The sequence below is a fragment of the Polaromonas sp. Polasp52 genome, assembly GCF_059491565.1.
Window position 1 is genome coordinate 2,484,336 of record NZ_CP168513.1, and the last position, 17,869, is coordinate 2,502,204.

Annotated in this window: 17 protein-coding genes; 9 read left to right on the forward strand and 8 right to left on the reverse strand. The window is 66.9% G+C overall.

The genetic code is table 11. The features are described from left to right. Positions 1-141 precede the first annotated feature (141 nt). Positions 142-825, forward strand: coding sequence for a TetR/AcrR family transcriptional regulator (locus ACEN9P_RS11660; protein WP_495622030.1), 684 nt, complete (start codon positions 142-144; stop codon positions 823-825). A 9-nt stretch (positions 826-834) separates the two neighbouring features. Here ACEN9P_RS11660 and ACEN9P_RS11665 read toward each other — a convergent pair whose 3' ends face one another. The 3 genes from ACEN9P_RS11665 to ACEN9P_RS11675 form a co-directional block, all read right to left on the reverse strand. Further along, positions 835-1,869: a porin gene (locus tag ACEN9P_RS11665; protein ID WP_495622031.1), complete on the reverse strand. Its 1,035-nt coding sequence runs from the start codon at positions 1,867-1,869 to the stop codon at positions 835-837. Between the two features lie 188 nt (positions 1,870-2,057). Next, positions 2,058-3,050, reverse strand: coding sequence for a Bug family tripartite tricarboxylate transporter substrate binding protein (locus tag ACEN9P_RS11670; RefSeq protein WP_495622032.1), 993 nt, complete (start codon positions 3,048-3,050; stop codon positions 2,058-2,060). Beyond that, positions 3,047-3,937, reverse strand: a complete 891-nt coding sequence (locus ACEN9P_RS11675) for an N-formylglutamate amidohydrolase (protein WP_495622033.1) — start codon at positions 3,935-3,937, stop codon at positions 3,047-3,049. The genes ACEN9P_RS11670 and ACEN9P_RS11675 overlap by 4 nt, the downstream gene beginning before the upstream one ends. 79 nt (positions 3,938-4,016) lie before the next feature. Between ACEN9P_RS11675 and ACEN9P_RS11680 the strand changes: the two genes are divergently transcribed. Continuing rightward, positions 4,017-4,919, forward strand: coding sequence for a LysR substrate-binding domain-containing protein (locus ACEN9P_RS11680; RefSeq protein WP_495622034.1), 903 nt, complete (start codon positions 4,017-4,019; stop codon positions 4,917-4,919). Between the two features lie 18 nt (positions 4,920-4,937). Here the strand turns inward: ACEN9P_RS11680 and ACEN9P_RS11685 are convergent, their stop codons facing one another. Further along, positions 4,938-5,888 carry a LysR family transcriptional regulator gene (locus tag ACEN9P_RS11685; protein ID WP_495622035.1) on the reverse strand — a complete coding sequence of 317 codons (951 nt, stop codon included), beginning with the start codon at positions 5,886-5,888 and terminating at the stop codon, positions 4,938-4,940. Positions 5,889-6,008: 120 nt separating this feature from the next. On the opposite strand from ACEN9P_RS11685, the gene ACEN9P_RS11690 reads away from it, so the two are divergent. Next, complete coding sequence (locus ACEN9P_RS11690; RefSeq protein WP_495622036.1) at positions 6,009-7,217, forward strand: MFS transporter; 1,209 nt, start codon at positions 6,009-6,011, stop codon at positions 7,215-7,217. A gap of 62 nt (positions 7,218-7,279) precedes the next feature. Here the strand turns inward: ACEN9P_RS11690 and ACEN9P_RS11695 are convergent, their stop codons facing one another. Next, on the reverse strand, positions 7,280-8,146 hold the full coding sequence (locus tag ACEN9P_RS11695; protein WP_495622037.1) for an oxidoreductase: 867 nt from the start codon (positions 8,144-8,146) through the stop codon (positions 7,280-7,282). A 133-nt stretch (positions 8,147-8,279) separates the two neighbouring features. Here ACEN9P_RS11695 and ACEN9P_RS11700 point away from each other — a divergent pair, with 133 nt between their 5' ends. Beyond that, entirely contained in the window at positions 8,280-9,254 is a 975-nt protein-coding gene (locus ACEN9P_RS11700) for a LysR family transcriptional regulator (RefSeq protein WP_495622038.1), read from the forward strand. A gap of 45 nt (positions 9,255-9,299) precedes the next feature. On the opposite strand, the gene ACEN9P_RS11705 is transcribed toward ACEN9P_RS11700, so the two are convergent. Next, a complete protein-coding gene (locus tag ACEN9P_RS11705; protein ID WP_495622039.1) occupies positions 9,300-10,286 on the reverse strand; it encodes an alpha/beta fold hydrolase in 987 nt (328 codons plus the stop codon). A 337-nt stretch (positions 10,287-10,623) separates the two neighbouring features. On the opposite strand from ACEN9P_RS11705, the gene ACEN9P_RS11710 reads away from it, so the two are divergent. Then, the gene (locus ACEN9P_RS11710; protein ID WP_495622040.1) at positions 10,624-13,074 is read left to right on the forward strand and encodes a glucose/quinate/shikimate family membrane-bound PQQ-dependent dehydrogenase; all 2,451 of its coding nucleotides are present in this window, start codon (positions 10,624-10,626) and stop codon (positions 13,072-13,074) included. Between the two features lie 4 nt (positions 13,075-13,078). Here the strand turns inward: ACEN9P_RS11710 and ACEN9P_RS11715 are convergent, their stop codons facing one another. Further along, the gene (locus tag ACEN9P_RS11715; protein ID WP_495622041.1) at positions 13,079-13,975 is read right to left on the reverse strand and encodes a LysR family transcriptional regulator; all 897 of its coding nucleotides are present in this window, start codon (positions 13,973-13,975) and stop codon (positions 13,079-13,081) included. A 171-nt stretch (positions 13,976-14,146) separates the two neighbouring features. Here ACEN9P_RS11715 and ACEN9P_RS11720 point away from each other — a divergent pair, with 171 nt between their 5' ends. The 3 genes from ACEN9P_RS11720 to ACEN9P_RS11730 all read left to right on the forward strand — a co-directional run bounded on the left by ACEN9P_RS11720 (position 14,147) and on the right by ACEN9P_RS11730 (position 16,295). Beyond that, positions 14,147-14,896 carry a glucose 1-dehydrogenase gene (locus ACEN9P_RS11720; RefSeq protein ID WP_495622042.1) on the forward strand — a complete coding sequence of 250 codons (750 nt, stop codon included), beginning with the start codon at positions 14,147-14,149 and terminating at the stop codon, positions 14,894-14,896. A gap of 88 nt (positions 14,897-14,984) precedes the next feature. Beyond that, positions 14,985-15,884 carry an SDR family oxidoreductase gene (locus ACEN9P_RS11725; RefSeq protein ID WP_495622043.1) on the forward strand — a complete coding sequence of 300 codons (900 nt, stop codon included), beginning with the start codon at positions 14,985-14,987 and terminating at the stop codon, positions 15,882-15,884. Positions 15,885-15,953: 69 nt separating this feature from the next. Further along, positions 15,954-16,295 (forward strand): hypothetical protein, encoded by a 342-nt coding sequence (locus ACEN9P_RS11730; protein ID WP_495622044.1) that lies wholly within the window; start codon positions 15,954-15,956, stop codon positions 16,293-16,295. On the opposite strand, the gene ACEN9P_RS11735 is transcribed toward ACEN9P_RS11730, so the two are convergent. Next, the gene (locus ACEN9P_RS11735) at positions 16,292-17,146 is read right to left on the reverse strand and encodes an AraC family transcriptional regulator (protein ID WP_495622045.1); all 855 of its coding nucleotides are present in this window, start codon (positions 17,144-17,146) and stop codon (positions 16,292-16,294) included. The two genes, ACEN9P_RS11730 and ACEN9P_RS11735, sit on opposite strands and share 4 nt — an antisense overlap. 171 nt (positions 17,147-17,317) lie before the next feature. Here ACEN9P_RS11735 and ACEN9P_RS11740 point away from each other — a divergent pair, with 171 nt between their 5' ends. Then, positions 17,318-17,866: a carboxymuconolactone decarboxylase family protein gene (locus ACEN9P_RS11740; RefSeq protein WP_495622046.1), complete on the forward strand. Its 549-nt coding sequence runs from the start codon at positions 17,318-17,320 to the stop codon at positions 17,864-17,866. Positions 17,867-17,869 lie beyond the last annotated feature (3 nt).

Genomic DNA, 17,869 nt, shown 5'->3' on the forward strand with positions numbered 1-17,869 from the left:
CCTTCTTGAAAAAGTGTTTGCCAGAGGGGAAATCCAGGATCCGGGGTCTTGCACGGTGGCCGGATCAGCGGTATTGTGTACACCGTCCACAAAAGAATAGCAAAGATAATGAACGCTGTCCACATAAATAAGTAACAAGCCATGTCGAGCGCGCCCCAGATACCGCCACCCCGCAGCACCTACCGCCACGGGGACTTGCGGCGCGCCCTGCTGGATGCCGCCGTGGAACTGGCCCGCGCCGGCGGGCCCGAGGCCGTGGTGCTGCGCGAAGCCACGCGCCGCGCGGGCGTTGCGCCCAATGCGGCCTATCGTCATTTCGAAAGCCGCCAGGTCCTGCTCTATGCGGTGCGCTCCGTCGCGCTGGCGGCCGTGGCCCGTGCCATGGAGGCCGAGCTGGCCGCGCTGCCCCCGGATCTATCGCCCGCCGAATTCGCGCGTGCCAACCTGCGCGCGGTCGGCACCGGCTACCTGCGTTTTGCGCAGGCCGAAAGCGGGCTGTTCCGCACGGCCTTCGGCCCGTCGGATGATTTGAAGGAAAGAGCCCAGGGCGCGCCCGCGGACAGCGAGCGCAAAGGCCAAAGCGGACTGGACCCTTTTGAGTTGCTGGGCGCCGCCATCGACAAACTGGTGGGCGCCGGACTGCTGCCGCCCGAGCGCCGCCCCGGCGCCGAGTTCCTGGCCTGGTCGGCGGTGCACGGCCTGGCCATGCTGGTCGTGGACGGACCGCTGGGCCCGCTCATGGGCCCGCAGATGCAGCAGATCGGCCAGCGCGTGATCGATATGGTGGAGAAAGGCCTGTGCGAGAAGCAGGCCCTGCCAAGCTGATCCGGGTTCTCAGAAGTTGTGCTGGATACCCACCCCGTAAACCCGGATCACGTCGTTGGCGACGCGGTTGTTCGGGTCCTGGCGGTCATAAAAGGCGTAGAGCGATGTGCGATTGCTCATCTTGTAGGAGTAGCCTGCCTGGAAGCGCTTGAGCTTGGCGGCCGGATCGCTCTGCACGTCCTTGCGGATGTAGTTGGCCATGACCTTGCTGGTGGGCGTGAGGTCCCAGGACGCGCCAATCATTTGCGCATCGACCTTGCTGCGTGACAGCGGGCCGCCCACGAAGTTGTCGCGGTTGTAAACCGCCCAGGCCCGCACTTCCCCGAAGTCGTAAGAGCCCACCAGCATCCACTTGTTCCTGAAGTCGTTGAGCAGCGCGCCGCCGCGCTTGCTGTCGCTGCCGTAGCCCAAGCCTAGCCCCAAGGGCCCGCCGCCTTCGCCGTAGCTGATGGACACATCGGTCTGCTTGTAGTCGCCCTCAAAGCGTATCGGGCCGGCCGGGGCTTCCGCCAAGCCTTCACCGTTGAGGTAGTGGCCGGCGCGGAACACAACATTGCCGATGACCGGGCTGGCATAGCCGATGGCATTCGAGACGCGCGTGCGAGCGTTGAAGATGGAGGTGCCTATGGCGGTGGCGCCCGCATCGTGGATCACGTACTCCACATTGCGGCTCAGGATGGCGTAAATCGGCGTGCGGCTGGGCGCGGCCGAATCGATGCGGCCGATGTTGACGACACCGAAATCGCCGCCTATCCCAACATAAGAGTTGCGGTACATCGGCGTGCTTGATGCCCCCGTGTCGGAAGAGATTCCCATCTCGAGCCCAAACAGCGCTTTGAGCCCGCCGCCCAGGTCTTCGACGCCCTTGAAGCCCAGCCGGGAGGCATTGCCCGTGATCAAGGTCTGGGAAATGGAGCCGGTCTTCGAGTTCTCGAAGCTCGTGTCCATCCTGCCGTAAATCGTCACCGTGCTTTGCGCCAGCGCGGCCACGGGTGTTATTGCGCCGGCGGCCACCGCGGCCAGGCAGATCATCTTCAGTTTCATCCCTCACTCCTCAAAAGTTTTATCGATGGCGGAGATTCATCACCGCCGCTGGGGTTTTCGCGGGCAAAGTTCGCCCAGGCCGCTGAAGATTTCGTCTTCGGCGGGCGGCAAATTCTGGGGAAAGGCGTGGGTGTCAGCCGTCCGGCTGGGGCGTGACGCCAGGGTGGCGGTGATTCATGCGCAAGGCCCTAGTCCAGCACAATCTTGTTGGCCTGCGCGACGTTCCTGAAGAACTGGATGCGCTGAATCACTTCCTGCCGGTACTCGGCCGGCCGCACATTCTCGGGAAGCATGGCGCCGCGCTTTCGCCAGAGTTCCTGCGTGTCCTTGTCGCGCAGGATGCTGCGCATCGCGTCATACAGCGTCTGGATGATGGGCTCCGGCGTCTTTGCCGGCGCCGCCAGCCCCGTCCACGAGGTGAGGTTCAGGTCGGGCAGCTTGAGCTCGTCAAAGGTGGGAACATCCGGCAGCTGCGGCACGCGCAGTGGCGCCGCGACGGCCAGTGCGCGCAGGCTTCCGTTCTGCAGCATGCCGAGGTTGGATGACAGGTTGTTCCAGGTGAGCTGGACCTGCCCCGACAGCAAATCCGTCAGCGCCGGCCCGGAACCCCGGTAAGGAATGTGCGTGATGAACAGGCCCAGCTTGGCCTTGAGCAGCTCCATGCTCAGATGCGCGACTGAGCCGTTGCCCGACGAGGCGTAGTTCAGCTTGCCCGGATTGGCCTTGGCGTAACGCACAAACTCGGCAAAGTTCTTGACGGGCAGCTTGGCGCTGGCGACCAGCACATTGGGCAGCCTGTCGATCAGCGTGATGTAGGCGAAATCGTTGACCGCGTCATACGGCAGGCTGCTTGACACCGCGGGGTTGACCACATGGGTCGACTGCGAGGTGACGACCAGCGTGTAGCCGTCGGGCGCGGCCTTCGCGCCTATGCCGGTGCCTATGGCGCCGCCCGCACCGGCCTTGTTGTCGATCACCACCGGCTGGCCGAGCAGCCTGCCGAGCTTGTCGGAGATGGCGCGTGCCGAAATATCCACCGCACCGCCGGGCGGAAAAGGCACGATCAATGTGATGGGCCGGTTGGGCCAGGCGCGCGCCTGGCTGAAGGCCGGGCAGGCCATCGCGCCGGCAGCGCCGGCCGCCATGCCGAGAACCTGCCTGCGGCTGCGGATGAGTGTCATGCTGTGTCCTTGAGCTTGGCCTTGCGTTCGGCCCGAATGGTTTCTTCCCTGATGTAATTCGCGATGTCCTGCAGCACCAGGTGAATGCGCTTCCTGAGTTCAGGAAACCGCCGCTTGGGCTCACGTGTTTTTTCGTCGAGGTAAAGGCCCCTGTTGATCTCGACCTGCAGGCTGTGCTGCCCGAGCGCGGGCCGGCCCAGGCTGCGCACCAGGTCCTGGCCCGCATACGGATCGTTCAGTGCCACGGTGTAACCATGCCGCCGGAAGGCTTCGCCCACAACATCCACAAACGCCGCGTCGCAGCTCGCGCCGTGCAGGTTGCCCAGCACGATGTCGGCCAGGGGCTTCTCGGGAAGTCCCAGGCGCGCATAGGCATTGCTGGGCATGGAATGAAGGTTCAGGTGCCACCACCCGCCCTGCCGTGTGCTTGCGCCGGCCAGCGCATCGGCCAGCGCGCGGCGGTACGGCCGCCAGCAGCTTTCAATCCGCTGCGCGATCTCGCGGGCGTGGAGCCGGCGGCTGTAGATCGGCTCCAGCGTCGGCGTCTTGCTGAAGACCAGGCCGTTGCCAAGCCGCAGGCAGCGATCGGAGGGCGCCACCGGCCCGGACCATTCGCCGTCCAGCATCGCAAGGTCTATGTCGTCCTCAGCGCGGTTGGTGTCGATGTAGCTGCGTGGAAAGGTCGCGTGCACCAGCGTCGCGCCCACCAGCGGGGCGGCGTCCCACAGCTGCTCGACCAGCGTGTCCTCGCATTGCCGCAGCTGCTGCAACTCGATCGCGAAGTCGAAGTCCTGCGGATAGTAAGTGCCGCTGTGCGGTGAATCGCAGACCAGCGCGATGGGATCGCCGGCGGGATGGATGACTTTGACGGGCGTGGTGTTGCTCATGGGCCGCAGTGTGCAGCCGCGGCCGCCGCAGGGCAAACGACAATTTCAAAGCAAGTGATTAGATGATCTAATATGCCCCATGAAGTTCAAGTCGCCTTCGCTGGCCGAGCTGCACGCCTTTCTCGGGGTCTGCCAGCTCGGCAGTTTTCGCCGCGCGGCCGAGGTTCTCTCCGTCACCCAGGGTGCCGTCAGCCAGGCCATCCTGCGGCTGGAGCAAAGGCTGGGCTGCAGCCTGTTCGACCGGCAAGCCACGGGCGTTGTGCCCACGGCCCGCGGCCGTGAATTCCAGAAACTGGTGGAAGTGCATGTGGCCGGGCTGGAGTCGGCGGTCACGCAGTTCGGCGGTGCGCCCGCACAGCGCAAGGTCCGGGTCAGTGTGCTGCCGACCCTGGGAACGCGCTGGCTGGTTCCCAGGCTGGCCGGCTTCCAGTCCTCGAACCCGGGCATCGAAGTGGAACTGCGCCAGTTCCGCTTTGATGAAGACTTCACGCGCGATGACGTCGACCTGTGGATCGCGCTCAAGCGGCCCGGCAAAAAGTGGCCGCGCGGAATCCAGGGGCGCTACCTGCTGGGCAAGGAGATCATGCCGGCCTGCACACCCGCGCTGGCGCGCAACCTCAGGCAGCCGGCGGACCTGGCCACGCGCCCCCTGCTCCATCACATCAACTACCCGGGCAACTGGGCCGTCTGGATGGAAGGCGCGGGCGTGAAAAAAACCTTGCCCGCGCTGGGCCCCGGCTTTGACCTTGGCAACAACCTCATCGTCGCGGCCACCGCCGGCATGGGCGCCATCGTCATCCAGCCCTGCCTGATCGAGAGCGAGCTGCGCAGCGGCCAGCTGGTCCTGCCTTTTGATATTTGTGTTCCCACCGGCCGCGGCTACTACCTGTGCCAGCGCTCGGCCACCGCCAACACGAACCGCGCAGTGGACGTGTTTGCCGCCTGGCTGCAACAGCAGGCTGTGGACACGGCCCGGGTTTAGCCCGGCAGCCGCGCCCGCTCAGGCGATGCCCATAGGTTCCGGCCGCGTCGGCAGGCCCATCCCCGGGGGCAGGCCCTCGCGCAGCGCCTCCACAAAGCGGCGCAGCTTGGCCGGGTAAAAACTCGAATAGGGATAGATCAGGTAAACCGGCAGCGGCGCGGCGCACCATTGGGGCGCCAGGTGCAGCAGCCGGCCCTGAGCCACATCGTCGGCCACCAGCCAGGTCGAGGCGATGCTCGCGCCCAGGCCCAGCAGCGTGGCATTGCGCAGCGCGAACAGGCTGTCCGTGCCCAGGCGCGGCCGTATCGCGAAGCGGTAGTCCTCGCTGTCCCGGCCGGCGTGGCGGCGCGTCAGCGCCACCTCGTTGCGGTAAAAAGTCTGCAGCGCCAGCCAGGGCAGGGCCTGCAGCTCGGCCGGCTGCAGGGGTGGCGGCCTGCCCTGCAGCAGCGACGGCGCGGCCACCACGATGCGCCTGACTTCGGCGATCTTCACGGCCACCAGCGAAGGGTCTTCCACCGCGCCCACATGCACCGCGCAATCGATGCCCTGGGCGATGAAGTCCGGCGTGCCGTCATGCAGCAGCCATTCCACCGTCACGCGCTCGTGGCGCCGCAAATAGTCGACCACAGGCCCCACCAGTTGCTGCTGGCCCAGCGCGTGCGGCACCACCACGCGCAGCGTGCCTTCCGGCACCTCCTGGGTGCCGCGCAGGTCGGCCTCAAAGGCGTCCCAGTTGCCCAGCAACTCCTTGGCGCGGCTGAAGCAGCGCTCGCCGTCCTCGGTCAGCTTCATTGCGTGGGTGGAGCGCTGCAGCAGCTTGAGCCCCAGGGATCGCTCCAGCGCCTGCAGGCGCCGGCTCACAGTGGGTTGTGTGGCGTTCATCTGCGCGGCGGCGGCCGACAGGCTGCCCGCCTCCACGATGCGCACAAAGGTCTGCATCAGTTCAATCCGGTCCGGCGCGGTTTTCATGGGTGTCCGTTCTGCGTTCTTGCATGCGTTTGGCGTATGACCATTGTGCCCAATAGCCGCCTTCACAGCGCAAAACCCGAACTGCATACTCGCATCCTGCTTCAAACCTGGATTCTTGCCATGACTTCCACTCTTTATACGCATGACCACGCCGCGCCGGCGCTGCCGTTGTCGCTGATCCTCCTGCTCGCCACCGGTGCCGGCCTGGGCGCGGCTTCGCTCTATTACAGCCAGCCCATGCTGGCCCTGTTGCTTGCCGAATTCAAATCCACGCCCGCCGCCATAGGCCTGGTGCCCACCTTGACCACGCTGGGTTATGCGCTGGGCATTGGGCTGCTCGCACCGCTGGGCGACCGTTATGACCGCCGCAGCATCATCCTCGGCAAGTCCGCGGCCCTGGTGCTGGCCTTGTTGCTGGCCGCGAGTGCGCCCTCGGTCGCGGTGCTTGCGCTGGCCAGCCTGGCGATCGGCCTGGCGGCCACGCTGGCGCAGGACATCGTGCCGGCCGCCGCCACGCTCGCCCCCGAAGCCCAGCGCGGCAAAACCGTGGGCACTGTGATGACAGGCCTGCTGCTGGGCATACTGCTGTCGCGCGTGGTGGCCGGTGTCGTGGCCGAGCAGCTCGGCTGGCGCAGCATGTTTGTGGCCGCGGCGCTCAGCATCGCGCTGCTGGGCATTGCCGTGTGGCGGCGCCTGCCGCGCTTTGCGCCGACCACCCAGCTGCCTTATCTGGCGCTGCTGGGCTCGCTGGCCACGCTGTGGAAGCGCCACGGCGCGCTGCGCCGTGCAGCCCTGGCCCAGGGGCTGATCAGCATAGGCTTTAGCGCCTTCTGGTCCACCCTGGCCATCATGCTGCACGCCGCACCTTTCAATTTGGGCAGCGGCGCGGCCGGCGCCTTCGGCCTGGCGGGGGCCGCCGGTGCGCTGGCCGCGCCGCTGGCCGGCCGCCTGGCCGACAGCAAAGGCCCGGAAGTCGTGACCCGGCTGGGCGCGGCGCTGGTGGCCGCCGCCTTCATCGCCATGGCCGCCGGCCCCGACCAGTTGTGGCTGGTCGCCCTGGGCGCCGTGGTGTTCGACCTGGGCGCGCAGGCCACGCTGATCGCGCACCAGACCATCATCTACAGCATAGAGCCCGCCGCGCGCAGCCGTCTCAATGCCGTGCTGTTTATCGGCATGTTCAGCGGCATGGCCAGCGGCGCCTGGCTGGGCAGCGTGGTGCTGGCGCGGGCCGGCTGGCAGGGCGTGTGTGTGATGGCGGCGGTGTCCGGTGTCGCGGCGCTGGCGGTGCGCATGTGGCCGGCGAAGAAGCTGGCCCCCTGCGCGGCGTGATCTTCGCCGCACCCCAAAAAAAGGGCCTCTCGCGAGGCCCTTTTTATTTGCGCACCGGCAGCTCAGGCCGCCAGCGCTTCCTGGGGGAAATCCGTCGAAGCGGCCAGCACCTTCCAGTCCTTCAGTTCAGCGTTCACAAACGCATGCTTGTCCGCAATCGTTTGCAGCGTGTCGGTGCCCAGCGGCAGGCGCAGCGGCGGCGCGCTTGCGTCCACCAGCGCCAGCATGGCCTGCGCCAGCCGCAGCGGGTCGCCGGGCTGGTTGTGGTTGATGCGCGTGGCGGCTGCGCGCACCTGGCCGGCGCTGGCGGCGTAGTCGTCCAGGATGCGCGGCGACACGACCAGCGAGTTGCTGTCCAGGAAGTCGGTGCGGAAATAACCCGGCTCCACCACCGTCACATGGATGCCCAGCGGCGCCAGCTCGCCGTGCAGCGCTTCGCTCAGGCCCTCGACCGCGAACTTGGTCGAGCAGTACACGCCAAAACCCGGGCCCGACTGGTAGCCGCCCAGCGAGGAAATGTTGATGACGTGGCCGCTGCGGCGCGCGCGCATGGCCGGCAGCACGGCGCGCGTCACATTCAGCAGGCCGAACACATTGGTGTCATACAGGCGCCGCACCTCCTCGGCCGTGGCTTCCTCTACCGCGCCCAGCAGGCCGTAGCCCGCGTTGTTGACCAGCACGTCGATGCGGCCGAAACGCGCCAGCGCGGCCTGCACCGCCGTGGCCGCCTGGGCTTCGTCGGTCACGTCCAGCGGCAGCGCCAGCAACGCGTCACTGACAGGAAAGCGCTTTTGCAGCGAAGCCGCATCGCGCGAAGTCGCCACCACCGCCTCGCCGCGTGCCAGCGCCGCTTCGGTGATGCGCGCGCCTATGCCGCGCGCCGCGCCGGTGATCATCCACACACGTTTGAAATCCGTCTTTGCATTCATGGCCCTGCCCCTTGAAAAAAAGTTGTTGAGGAGGGCAATGTAGGATTTTCATTAGGCGTTGAATAGCGAGCAGTCGCTGGGTTCATAATCAAGTAAATCGTGACAATCGCCATCCACCTCCGGGAGAAACCGCATGGCCTTGAATGAGCTGCGCGCCATTGCCACCTTCGTCAAGGCGGCCGAACTCGGCAGCCTGCGCCAGGCCGCCGCGGCCCAGGCCATCACGCCGCAGGCCGCGAGCCAGGCGCTGGTGCAGCTGGAGCGCCACCTGGGCGTGCGCCTGTTTCACCGCACCACACGCAGCCTGAGCCTGACCGAAGAAGGCCAGCAGTTCCTGCAGGCCGCGCAGCCCGGGCTGTCCACCCTGCAGCGCGCCCTGCACGGCGCACGCCGCGGCCGCGAAGAGATCGCCGGGCCGCTGCGCATCGCCGCGCCGCGCTCCATCATGCTGGAGGTGCTGTGGCCGGTGCTCGAGGAATACTGCCGCCGTTACCCGCAGGTCGAGCCCGACATCCAGATGGACGACCGCATAGGCAACTGGGTCGAGGACCGCGTCGACGTCGGCTTTCGCGCCGGCTCGCCGCCCGAGGGCGGCATCATCTCGCGGCGCATCCTGCCGCTGCAGCTCGTCGTCTGCGCCTCACCGGCCTACATCGCGCGGAACGGCGCGCCCCAGACCATTGAAGACCTGGCCCACCACCGCTGCACCGGCTTTCACCACACGGGCACCGGCAAGACCATGCCCTGGGAATTCAAGGTGGGGGAAGAAGTGGTGGCCCGCACTGTCGCGACCTCCTTCCTCAGCAACGACGTGGACCTCGAAGCCCGCGCCGTCGTCGCCGGCCAGGCCATAGGCCAGCTGATAGGCGCGACCGCCGCGCCGCTGGTGCGCGCCGGCCTGCTGGTGCCGCTGCTCACGCAGCACGTCACCGAACACCTGGGCCTGCATGTGTATTACGGCAGCCGCAACGCGCAGCCGGCGCGGGCGCGCGCCTTCATCGACCTTGCTGTCGAGCGGCTGGTGGGCAACACGCAGTTTTTCCTGGAGCCGCATGAACTGGCAGCCGCAAAGCCCAAAGCCGCACGCACGCGGCGAGCGGCAAAATAAAAAAGGCCGCGCTGCGCGCGGCCCCGGCCTTGAAGCCGTCTTCGCTCAGTTCAGGAACTGCAGCAGTTCAGGAATCACCTGGTCGGGCGCCTCTTCCATCAGCCAGTGGCCTGAGCCTTTCACCACCACGCCCTTGACGTCGTCGGCCACCAGCCGGCCCTGCTCGATCAGGAAAGTGCCGCCGGCTTTTTCGCCCGAGAGCACCAGCATGGGCATGGCCAGCTTGGTGCTGCCCAGGGCGGCGAAGTCGGCCGCGTCTTTTTCGAAGTTCTTGAAATACTCAAAGCCCGCGCGCATGCCGCCTTCTTGCGCATAGGCCTTGGCGTACACGCGCCGGTCGGCTTCGGGTATCGAGTGTTTGGCGTCGGCCGCGAAGTCGTTCCAGAAGTGTTCGAAGTAAGTGCGTTCGCGGCCCTTGACCAGCGCCAGCGGCGTCGTGCCGTGGAAATGGAAGTGCCACAGGTCGCGCAGCAGCCACACGTTGGTCCAGTTGCCGATGCCGGGCAGGAAGGCGTCCATCAGCACCACGCGGCTGGTCTCGGTGGGGAACTGCGCGGCATAGGCATAGGCCACCATCAGGCCGATGTCGTGGCCCACGATGGCCGCGCTGTTGATGCCCAGCGACTTCACGAGCTCGTGAATATCGACGGCCATGTTCTTCTTGTCGTAGCCGCCTTCGGGCTTGGCCGATCCGCCGGCGCCGCGCAGGTCGGGCACGATGACCGTGTGGGTCCTGGCCAGCAGCGGCATCAGCGGGTTCCACATATGGCTGGTCTCGGCATAGCCGTGCAGCAGCACCACGGCCGGGCCTTTGCCGCCCACGCGGTAATGAATCGTCGTGCCGTTGACCTTGGCATCGCGTGCCGTAAAACCGGGCACCCGACCTTCGTTGCCCACGGGCGCGGCGGCCAGCGCCGGTGAGGCGGTAGCCAGCAGGCCGGCGGTCGCCGCGCCCAGGGTGGCGGCGCTGGCCAGCAGCTGGCGGCGGGTGGCGGGAAGGCTGGCGGAAGGCCCAGAAGAAGCGGTGTTCATGGCGATGTCCTTGGTGAAGTGGATGAGGGCGAAAGAGGAGCGAAAGAAGAGCCTCCAATGTAGGTTTCATCTTCTATTTAAGGAAGGCCAGCAAAATGTCTTAGTCATTCCGTTTTTATGAATGATTAAGACCGCCTTTCCCCTTAGCAGGGCCGTGCACAGCTTCTTGCGCTGGTCGCGACACTTCCCATCCCCCCGGCCCCGTGTTCCTACAGCGGTGTCAGCCGCGGGCTGACAGCGGCGCCGGCCCCCGCGGCCTAGATTCGTTCCAGGGCCCTTTTGTCGTTTGTGTTGACGCTTGTGTCGACATGTCTCGCGCGGCCTTCCAAGAACAAAAATGCCGTCTTACAGCCCCTCCCCTGTCAACCCCGCGCTCAAGCCCGTCGATCCGCTCAAACGCCGCACGGCCTGGGCCGCGGGCCTGGTCCTGCTGGCGCTCGGCGTGCCCCTGCTGCTTGCCGGCTGCTGGCTCGTGGTGCTGGGCGGCACTTCCTACTACCTGCTCGCGGGCCTGGGCTTTGCGCTGGCGGGCGTGCTGCTGGCCCGCCGCAGCCCGTCCGGCCTGTGGGTTTTCGCCCTGGTGGTGGGCGGCACACTGGCCTGGGCGCTATGGGAGGCCGGGCTGGACTGGTGGCCGCTGGCCGCACGTGGCGGCGTGGTGTTTGTCATCGGGCTTTTCCTGCTGACGCCCGGGGTCGCCCGCACCTGGCCCATCCACGCCATCGGCCACGAGGGCTTTCTGGGCGCGCGCGGCGGGCGCTGGGCCCTCGGTTCGGTGCTGGGCGCCTTCCTGGTCGCCTCGGTCGTGACCTGGTTTCACGACGACAACCGCGTGGTGGGCATGCTGCCCCTGCCGCCCATGGGCGCCAGCACTGCGGCGCAACCGGCCGACACCGTGCCGGCCGGTGAATGGCATGCCTACGGCCGCACCGGCTTGGGCCAGCGTTATTCACCGCTGGCGCAAATCACGCCCGACAACGTCAAGAGCCTGGAGATGGCCTGGCAGTACCGCACCGGCGACATGCGCGGCCGCCCCGGCGACCCCGAGGAAACCACTTTCGAGGTGACGCCGCTCAAAGTCGGCAACCGGCTGTTCTTCTGCACGCCGCACCAGTCGGTGATCGCGCTTGACGCCACCACCGGCGCCGAGGCCTGGCGCTTCAACCCCGAGATCCAGGACAAACTTGCGCTGCAGCACCTGACCTGCCGCGGCCTGTCCTACCAGCCGCCGGCCACCGCGCCCAAACCCCCGGCCGCCGACGGCTGCACGGCCAAACTTTTTATGCCCACGGCCGACGGGCGCGTGATCGCGCTGAGCCCCGAGACCGGCAAACCCTGCACCGCCTTTGGCGGCGGCACCGGGCAGATAGACCTCTGGGCCGGCATGCCCAACCTCAAGCCCGGCGCCTATTACTCGACCTCGCCCGTGGTGGTGACGTCGCGCCTCCTCATCGTCGGCGGCACCGTGCTCGACAACGTCTCCACCAAAGAGCAGTCCGGCGTCATACGGGCCTTCGACATCAACACCGGCGCGCTGGTATGGGCCTGGGATTCGGGCCGGCCCGACAGCAGCGCGCCGCTTGCGCCCGGCCAGACCTACACCGCCAACTCGCCCAACAGCTGGTCCATCTCCAGCGTCGACGAGGCGCTGGGCATGGTCTATGTGCCCCTGGGCAACCAGCCGCCCGACCAATGGGGCGGCAATCGCAGCCCGGCGGTGGAAACCTATTCCTCCTCCGTCGTCGCGCTGGACCTGGCCACCGGCAAGGTGCGCTGGAACTTCCAGACCGTGCACCACGACCTCTGGGACTACGACGTGCCGGCCCAGCCCAGCCTGCTGGATATCAACATCAACGGCAACCGCGTGCCCGCCCTGGTGCAGCCCACCAAGCAGGGCGAGATTTTTGTGCTGGACCGCCGCACCGGCACGCCGCTGCTGCCGGTCACCGAAGTCCCCGCGCCGCAGGGCGCCGCGCAGGGCGACCGCAGTGCGCCCACCCAGCCCAAGTCGGCGCTGTCCTTCAACCCGCCGCCGCTGACCGGCCGCGACATGTGGGGCGCCACCATGTTCGACCAGCTGTATTGCCGCATCGCTTTTCAGCGCCTGCGTTATGAGGGCCGCTTCACGCCGCCGTCCACGCAGGGCACGCTGGTCTACCCCGGCAACTTCGGCGTCTTCAACTGGGGCGGCGTGGCCGTCGACCCGGTGCGGCAGATGGTGTTCAGCACGCCGACCTACCTGGCCTTTGTTTCCAAGCTGGTGCCGCGCGGCGACGACACGACGCTGATGGTCCAGGGCAAGCAGCGGCCCGAAGGCAGCCTGCCCTCGCTCAATGAAAACTTCGGCGCGCCCTTTGCCGTCAAGCTCAGCGCCTTTTTGTCGCCGCTGGGCGTTCCTTGCCAGGCGCCGCCCTGGGGTTATGTGGCCGGCGCCGACCTCGTCACCGGCGCGATAGCCTGGCAGCACAAGAACGGCACGGTGCGCGACCTCTCGCCCGTGCCACTGCCCCTCCGTATGGGCGTGCCCAACCTGGGCGGCCCGCTCGCCACGGCCGGCGGCGTCGCCTTTCTCTCAGGCACGCTGGACGACTATGTGCGCGCCTACGACGTCAACAACGGCGACGAACTCTGGAAGTCACGCCTGCCCGCCGGCGGCCAGGCCACGCCCATGAGCTACACCGGCACCGACGGCCGGCAGTATGTGCTGGTAGTGGCTGGCGGCCACGGCTCGCTGGGCACGCGCGCGGGCGACTATGTGCGCGCTTATGCGCTGCCACTGGCGCGTTGAGTTCTCAGCGCGCGTGGGCCATGACGTCGGCCACCCAATCCACGAACACCCGCACGCGCGGTGAGAGCTGCCGGTGGTGCGGATACAGCACAGACACCGGCATGGGCGCCGGCCTGAATTGCGCCAGCACTTCCACCAGTGCGCCCGCCTCCAGCTGCGCGGCCAGGTGGTAGCGCGGCACCTGGATAAAACCCAGGTGCGCGGCGCAGCAGGCCTTGTAGGCGTCGGCGTCCGTCACCGCGACCGAGCCCTTGAGTTGCACCTGGCGTGGCACGCCGTCCACGATGAAATCAAAAGGCAGCGCCTTGCCGGTGCGGCTTGAGAGGAAGTTGACGGCGCGGTGCCCGCGCAGCGCCTCTATCGTGTCGGGCGTGCCGTGTGTGTCCAGGTATTCGCGGCTCGCGCAGGTGACCTGTTCAAGCAGGGCCACGCGCCGCCCCACCATGCTGGACTCGGCCAGCTCGCCCACACGCAGCACGCAGTCCACCCCCTCGCGCACCAGGTCCACCAGCCGGTCGCCCATGCCGATTTCGAGTTCGATGTCCGGGTAGCGCGCAAAAAAATCGCCGATCACCGGCAGCAAAAAATGCCTGGCCAGCGTGCCGTGCAAGTCCACGCGCAGCTTGCCGCGCGGCTTGCTGCCCACGTTCACAAACGCCGACTCGGCCTCTTCCAGGTCGGTCAACAGGCGCAGGCAGCGCTCGTAATAGGCCGCGCCGTCCTGCGTGGGGCTCACATGCCGCGTCGTGCGGTGCAAGAGCCGCGCGCCCAGGCGTTTTTCCAGCTGCTGCAGCGCGTGCGTCACGGTTGCGCGCGGCAGATGCAGGTCGTCGGCCGCCTTCGTAAAACTGCCCAACTCCACGATGCGGGTGAAGAGCTGCATCGAATGAAAACGGTCCATCTGGCTGGGTCCAATTGTTTGTGTTTATTGAACAGTGATGGCAAGTTTACGGTATTTATCGCATGTGGATTGAATAGAACAATACCTTCACTGACTCACCAAAAGCGCACAGCACATCAGCGCCCCGGGCGGTCAGAGCCAACCAACCTTTATCAATTTCAGGAGTTCCAGATGACCGCTTCCGCATCCACCCAAGTTGCCCTCGTCACCGGCGCCTCGCGCGGCATAGGCGCGGCCGTCGCCCAGCGCCTTGCGCAAGAGGGCTACGCCGTCGTCGTCAACTACGCCGGCCAGGCCGAAGAAGCCCAGGCCGTGGTGCAGTCCATCACCGCCGCCGGCGGCAAGGCCATTGCCGTGCAGGCCGACGTCGCCAGTTCCGCCGCCGTCAAAGCCCTGTTCGACGCAAGCATCAAGGCCTTCGGCCGCGTCGACGTGCTGGTCAACAACGCCGGCATCATGCCGCCCAGCCTGCCCGCGCTGGCCGACACCGACGACGACACCTTTGACCGCCTCTTTGCCGTCAATGTCAAAGGCACCTTCAACACGCTGCGTGAAGCCGCAACCCGCCTGCAGTCCGGCGGCCGCATCGTCAATTTCTCGACCAGCGTGACCGGCCTGGCCCTGCCCGGCTATGCGGTCTATGGCGCCACCAAGAGCGCGGTGGAAACTTTCACCAACATCATGGCCAAAGAGTTGCGCGGCAAGAACATCCGCATCAACGCGATCGCCCCCGGCCCCACGGCCACCGCCCTCTTCCTCAACGGCAAGACGCCCGAGACGGTGGAGCGCATGTCCAGGATGGCGCCGCTGGAACGCCTGGGCACGCCTGAGGACATCGCGAGTGCCGTCGCGTTCCTGGTCAGCGAGAACTCGGCCTGGGTCAACGGCCAAACCTTGCGGGCAAATGGAGGCGTTGTTTGAAAGGGCTGCAGCTTTCTACTGCGCGCCCTTTCGCCGGTTCAACAAAACATTTTCCAAGCTTCAAACCCTTTCCAGAAAGACACACACCATGAAATCCGTCATCCTCGTCACCGGTGCAGGCACCGGCATAGGCCATCTCAGCGCCCATTCACTCGCGCAGGCCGGCCACACCGTGTATGCCAGCATGCGCGACATCCAGGGCCGCAACGCGCCCAAGGTGCGTGAGCTGCGCGACTGGAGTTTTGCCAAAGGCTTCGATCTGCGCGCCGTTGAACTCGACGTGCTCTCGCAAGCTTCGGCCGACGCCGCCGTGGCGCACATCCTGGCCGAGCAGGGCCGCCTCGACGTCATCGTGCACAACGCCGGCCACCTGGTGGTCGGCCCTGCCGAGGCCTACACGCCCGAAGAAATCATCAAGGTGCTGGACACCAATTTCCTGGGTAGCCAGCGCGTGAACCGTGCCGTGTTGCCGGTCATGCGCAAGGCGGAAGCGGGCCTCGTGCTGTGGGTCGGCAGCAGCACGGTGCGCGGCGGTTTCCCGCCCTTCCTCGGCCCCTATGCCGCCGCCAAGGCCGCGATGGATTCGATGGCTGTGACCATGTCCTATGAGCTCGCCCGCTTCGGCATCGAGACCTCCATCGTCGTGCCAGGCGCCTTCACCAAAGGCACGGACCACTTCCCCAGCGCTGGCAAGCCCGCCGATGAAGCGACGACAGCCGCCTACGCCCGCTACGACGGCGTGATGGACAAAGTCGGCGAGCGCCTCTCGGCCCTCAGCCCCGAGCACGCCGACCCGCAGGCCGTGGCCGACGACATCACCCGCATCGTCGGCCTGCCCGCCGGCACGCGGCCCTTCCGCTCGGTGACCGACTTCATCGACGATGGTGCCGCTGAAGTCACGGTGGTGGCCGAACGTGTGCGCGAGGAATTCGCCCAGCGCATAGGCATCGCCGACATGCTCAAGCCTGTGGTGCGCCGGGCCGCTTGAGGCTCGCGCCGGGGCGGGTGTCGCAAGCCGCACCCCGCCGCTCACTCAAATCTCTTCAGAAAGCACACCATGAATCCCGCTCTCATCGTGGCCTTGGCCCGCACGCTGATGGCCCTGGCCTTCATAGGCCCCGGTGCCTCACACTTTCTCGATTCGGCAAAGCAGCGCAACTACCTGGGCGCTGCCACCAGCGTGATCGAGGTCGCCGCCGGCCTGGCGCTCGCCTTCGGCTGGCAGGTGCGCTGGTTCGCGTTGGCCGCCGCGACCTTTTTGCTGGCCGACGCTTTCATCGCCCACAACTTCTGGGCCGCGACGCCGCAAGCCTTGCGCAACCAGGTCCTGCACTTCTTCAAGAACCTCGCGCTGGCCGGCGGTTTTGTGCTGCTGGCCTTGGTGCCGCAAGGCCGCTAGGAAATCGCCTTGGCCCACTCACGCGGCGAGACCCCCGTCTTCTGCACAAAGAGCCGCGACAGCGCTGACGCATTCGCATAACCGAGCCGCGCGGCAATGGCTTTGAGGGACTGCCCGCCGCGCAGCTCGGCCTGGGCAATCGCCAGCCGCCAGTTCGCCAGGTAGTCCGCCGGCGTCTGCCCGACCTTCTGCTTGAACAGCAGCGCGAAGGCGCTGCGCGACATGCCGGCGGCTTGCGCCAGCCGCTCCAGGCTCCAGGCCTCACCGGGCTTTTCATGCACCGCGACCAGCGCGCGCGCCAGGCGCGGTTCGGCCAGGCCCGCCAGCAAGCCCTCGGGCGCGCCGCCTTCGGGCGGGTGGTCCAGCAGCCAGCGCAGCAACTGCAGCAGCAACACCTCGAACAGCCGGTCGGCCAGCAGGCGCTGGCCGCAGCGTACCTGCTCGATTTCGGCAAACAGCAAGGCCAGCGTGTGCTCCAGCCCCTGCACGCGCGCCAGCGGCAGCACCACCAGCGCCGGCAGGGCACGCGCCAGCGGGTGGCCGGCGCCGCCGTCAAAGGCCAGCGTCGCGCAGGTGAAGTCGGCGCCTTCCACCGGCGCGTTGTGAAAGTCGTGCGCCAAAGGCCTTGGGTAAAACACCAGGCTGGGTTCGTTCACCTCCACGCGCCGCGGCGCGCCTGTGCCCGCGCGATGCGTCACCACCATGGTCCCGCGCCGCATCACATGCAAAAATCCCAGCCCGGCCTCGGGCGTGAAGTGTGTGACGCCGCACAGCGGCCCGTTGTGGAACATATGGGCCCGCACGCGAAAGCGGTCCATCAGGGCGGAAAGCCGGTCCAGTCCTTGGTTCATGGGGAAATGTGGGTTGGGGTGCGTCTGGACGATAAGAGTGATTTGGTGGATGAATTGATCCAATCCGTCCTGATTGTCGCGGGAAACTGCATCCCGTGCAGCGAGGGGCCTCAGGCCCCCGGCCCGCACGAAATGTTCAGTTTTCCCTTCCAACTTTCCAAGGATTCCGCCATGTCACGCATCCCATTGATAGACCGCAACGCCACCACCGCCGAGCGCAAAACCCTGCTCGACCAGGTCCACCAGGCTTTTGGCGCCACGCCGAATATGTTCAAGGCCGTTGCCAATTCGCCGGCCGCGCTCCAAAGCATGTGGGGCTTCTTCGGCGCCCTGGGCGGCGGCACCCTTGGCGCCAAACTCGGCGAGCAGATTGCCGTGGCCGTCGCCGACCGCAACGCCTGCGAGTACTGCCTGGCCGCGCACACCGCGCTGGGCCGCAAGGCCGGCGTCAGCGCCGAGGGCATGGCTGCCGCGCAGCGCGGTGAATCCGCCGACCCGGCCACCGCCGCGGCGCTCGCCTTCGCGCTCAAGCTCGTGAACGAACGCGGCAATGTCTCCGAGGCCGACGTGCAGGCCGTGCGCAAGGCCGGCTTCAGCGACGAACAGCTGGTCGAGATCCTCGCGCATGTGGCGCTCAACCTCTTCACCAACTACGTCAATGTGGCGTTCGCGGTGCCTGTCGATTTCGCGCCCGTCAAGCTGAGCCGCGCGACCGCCTGAGGC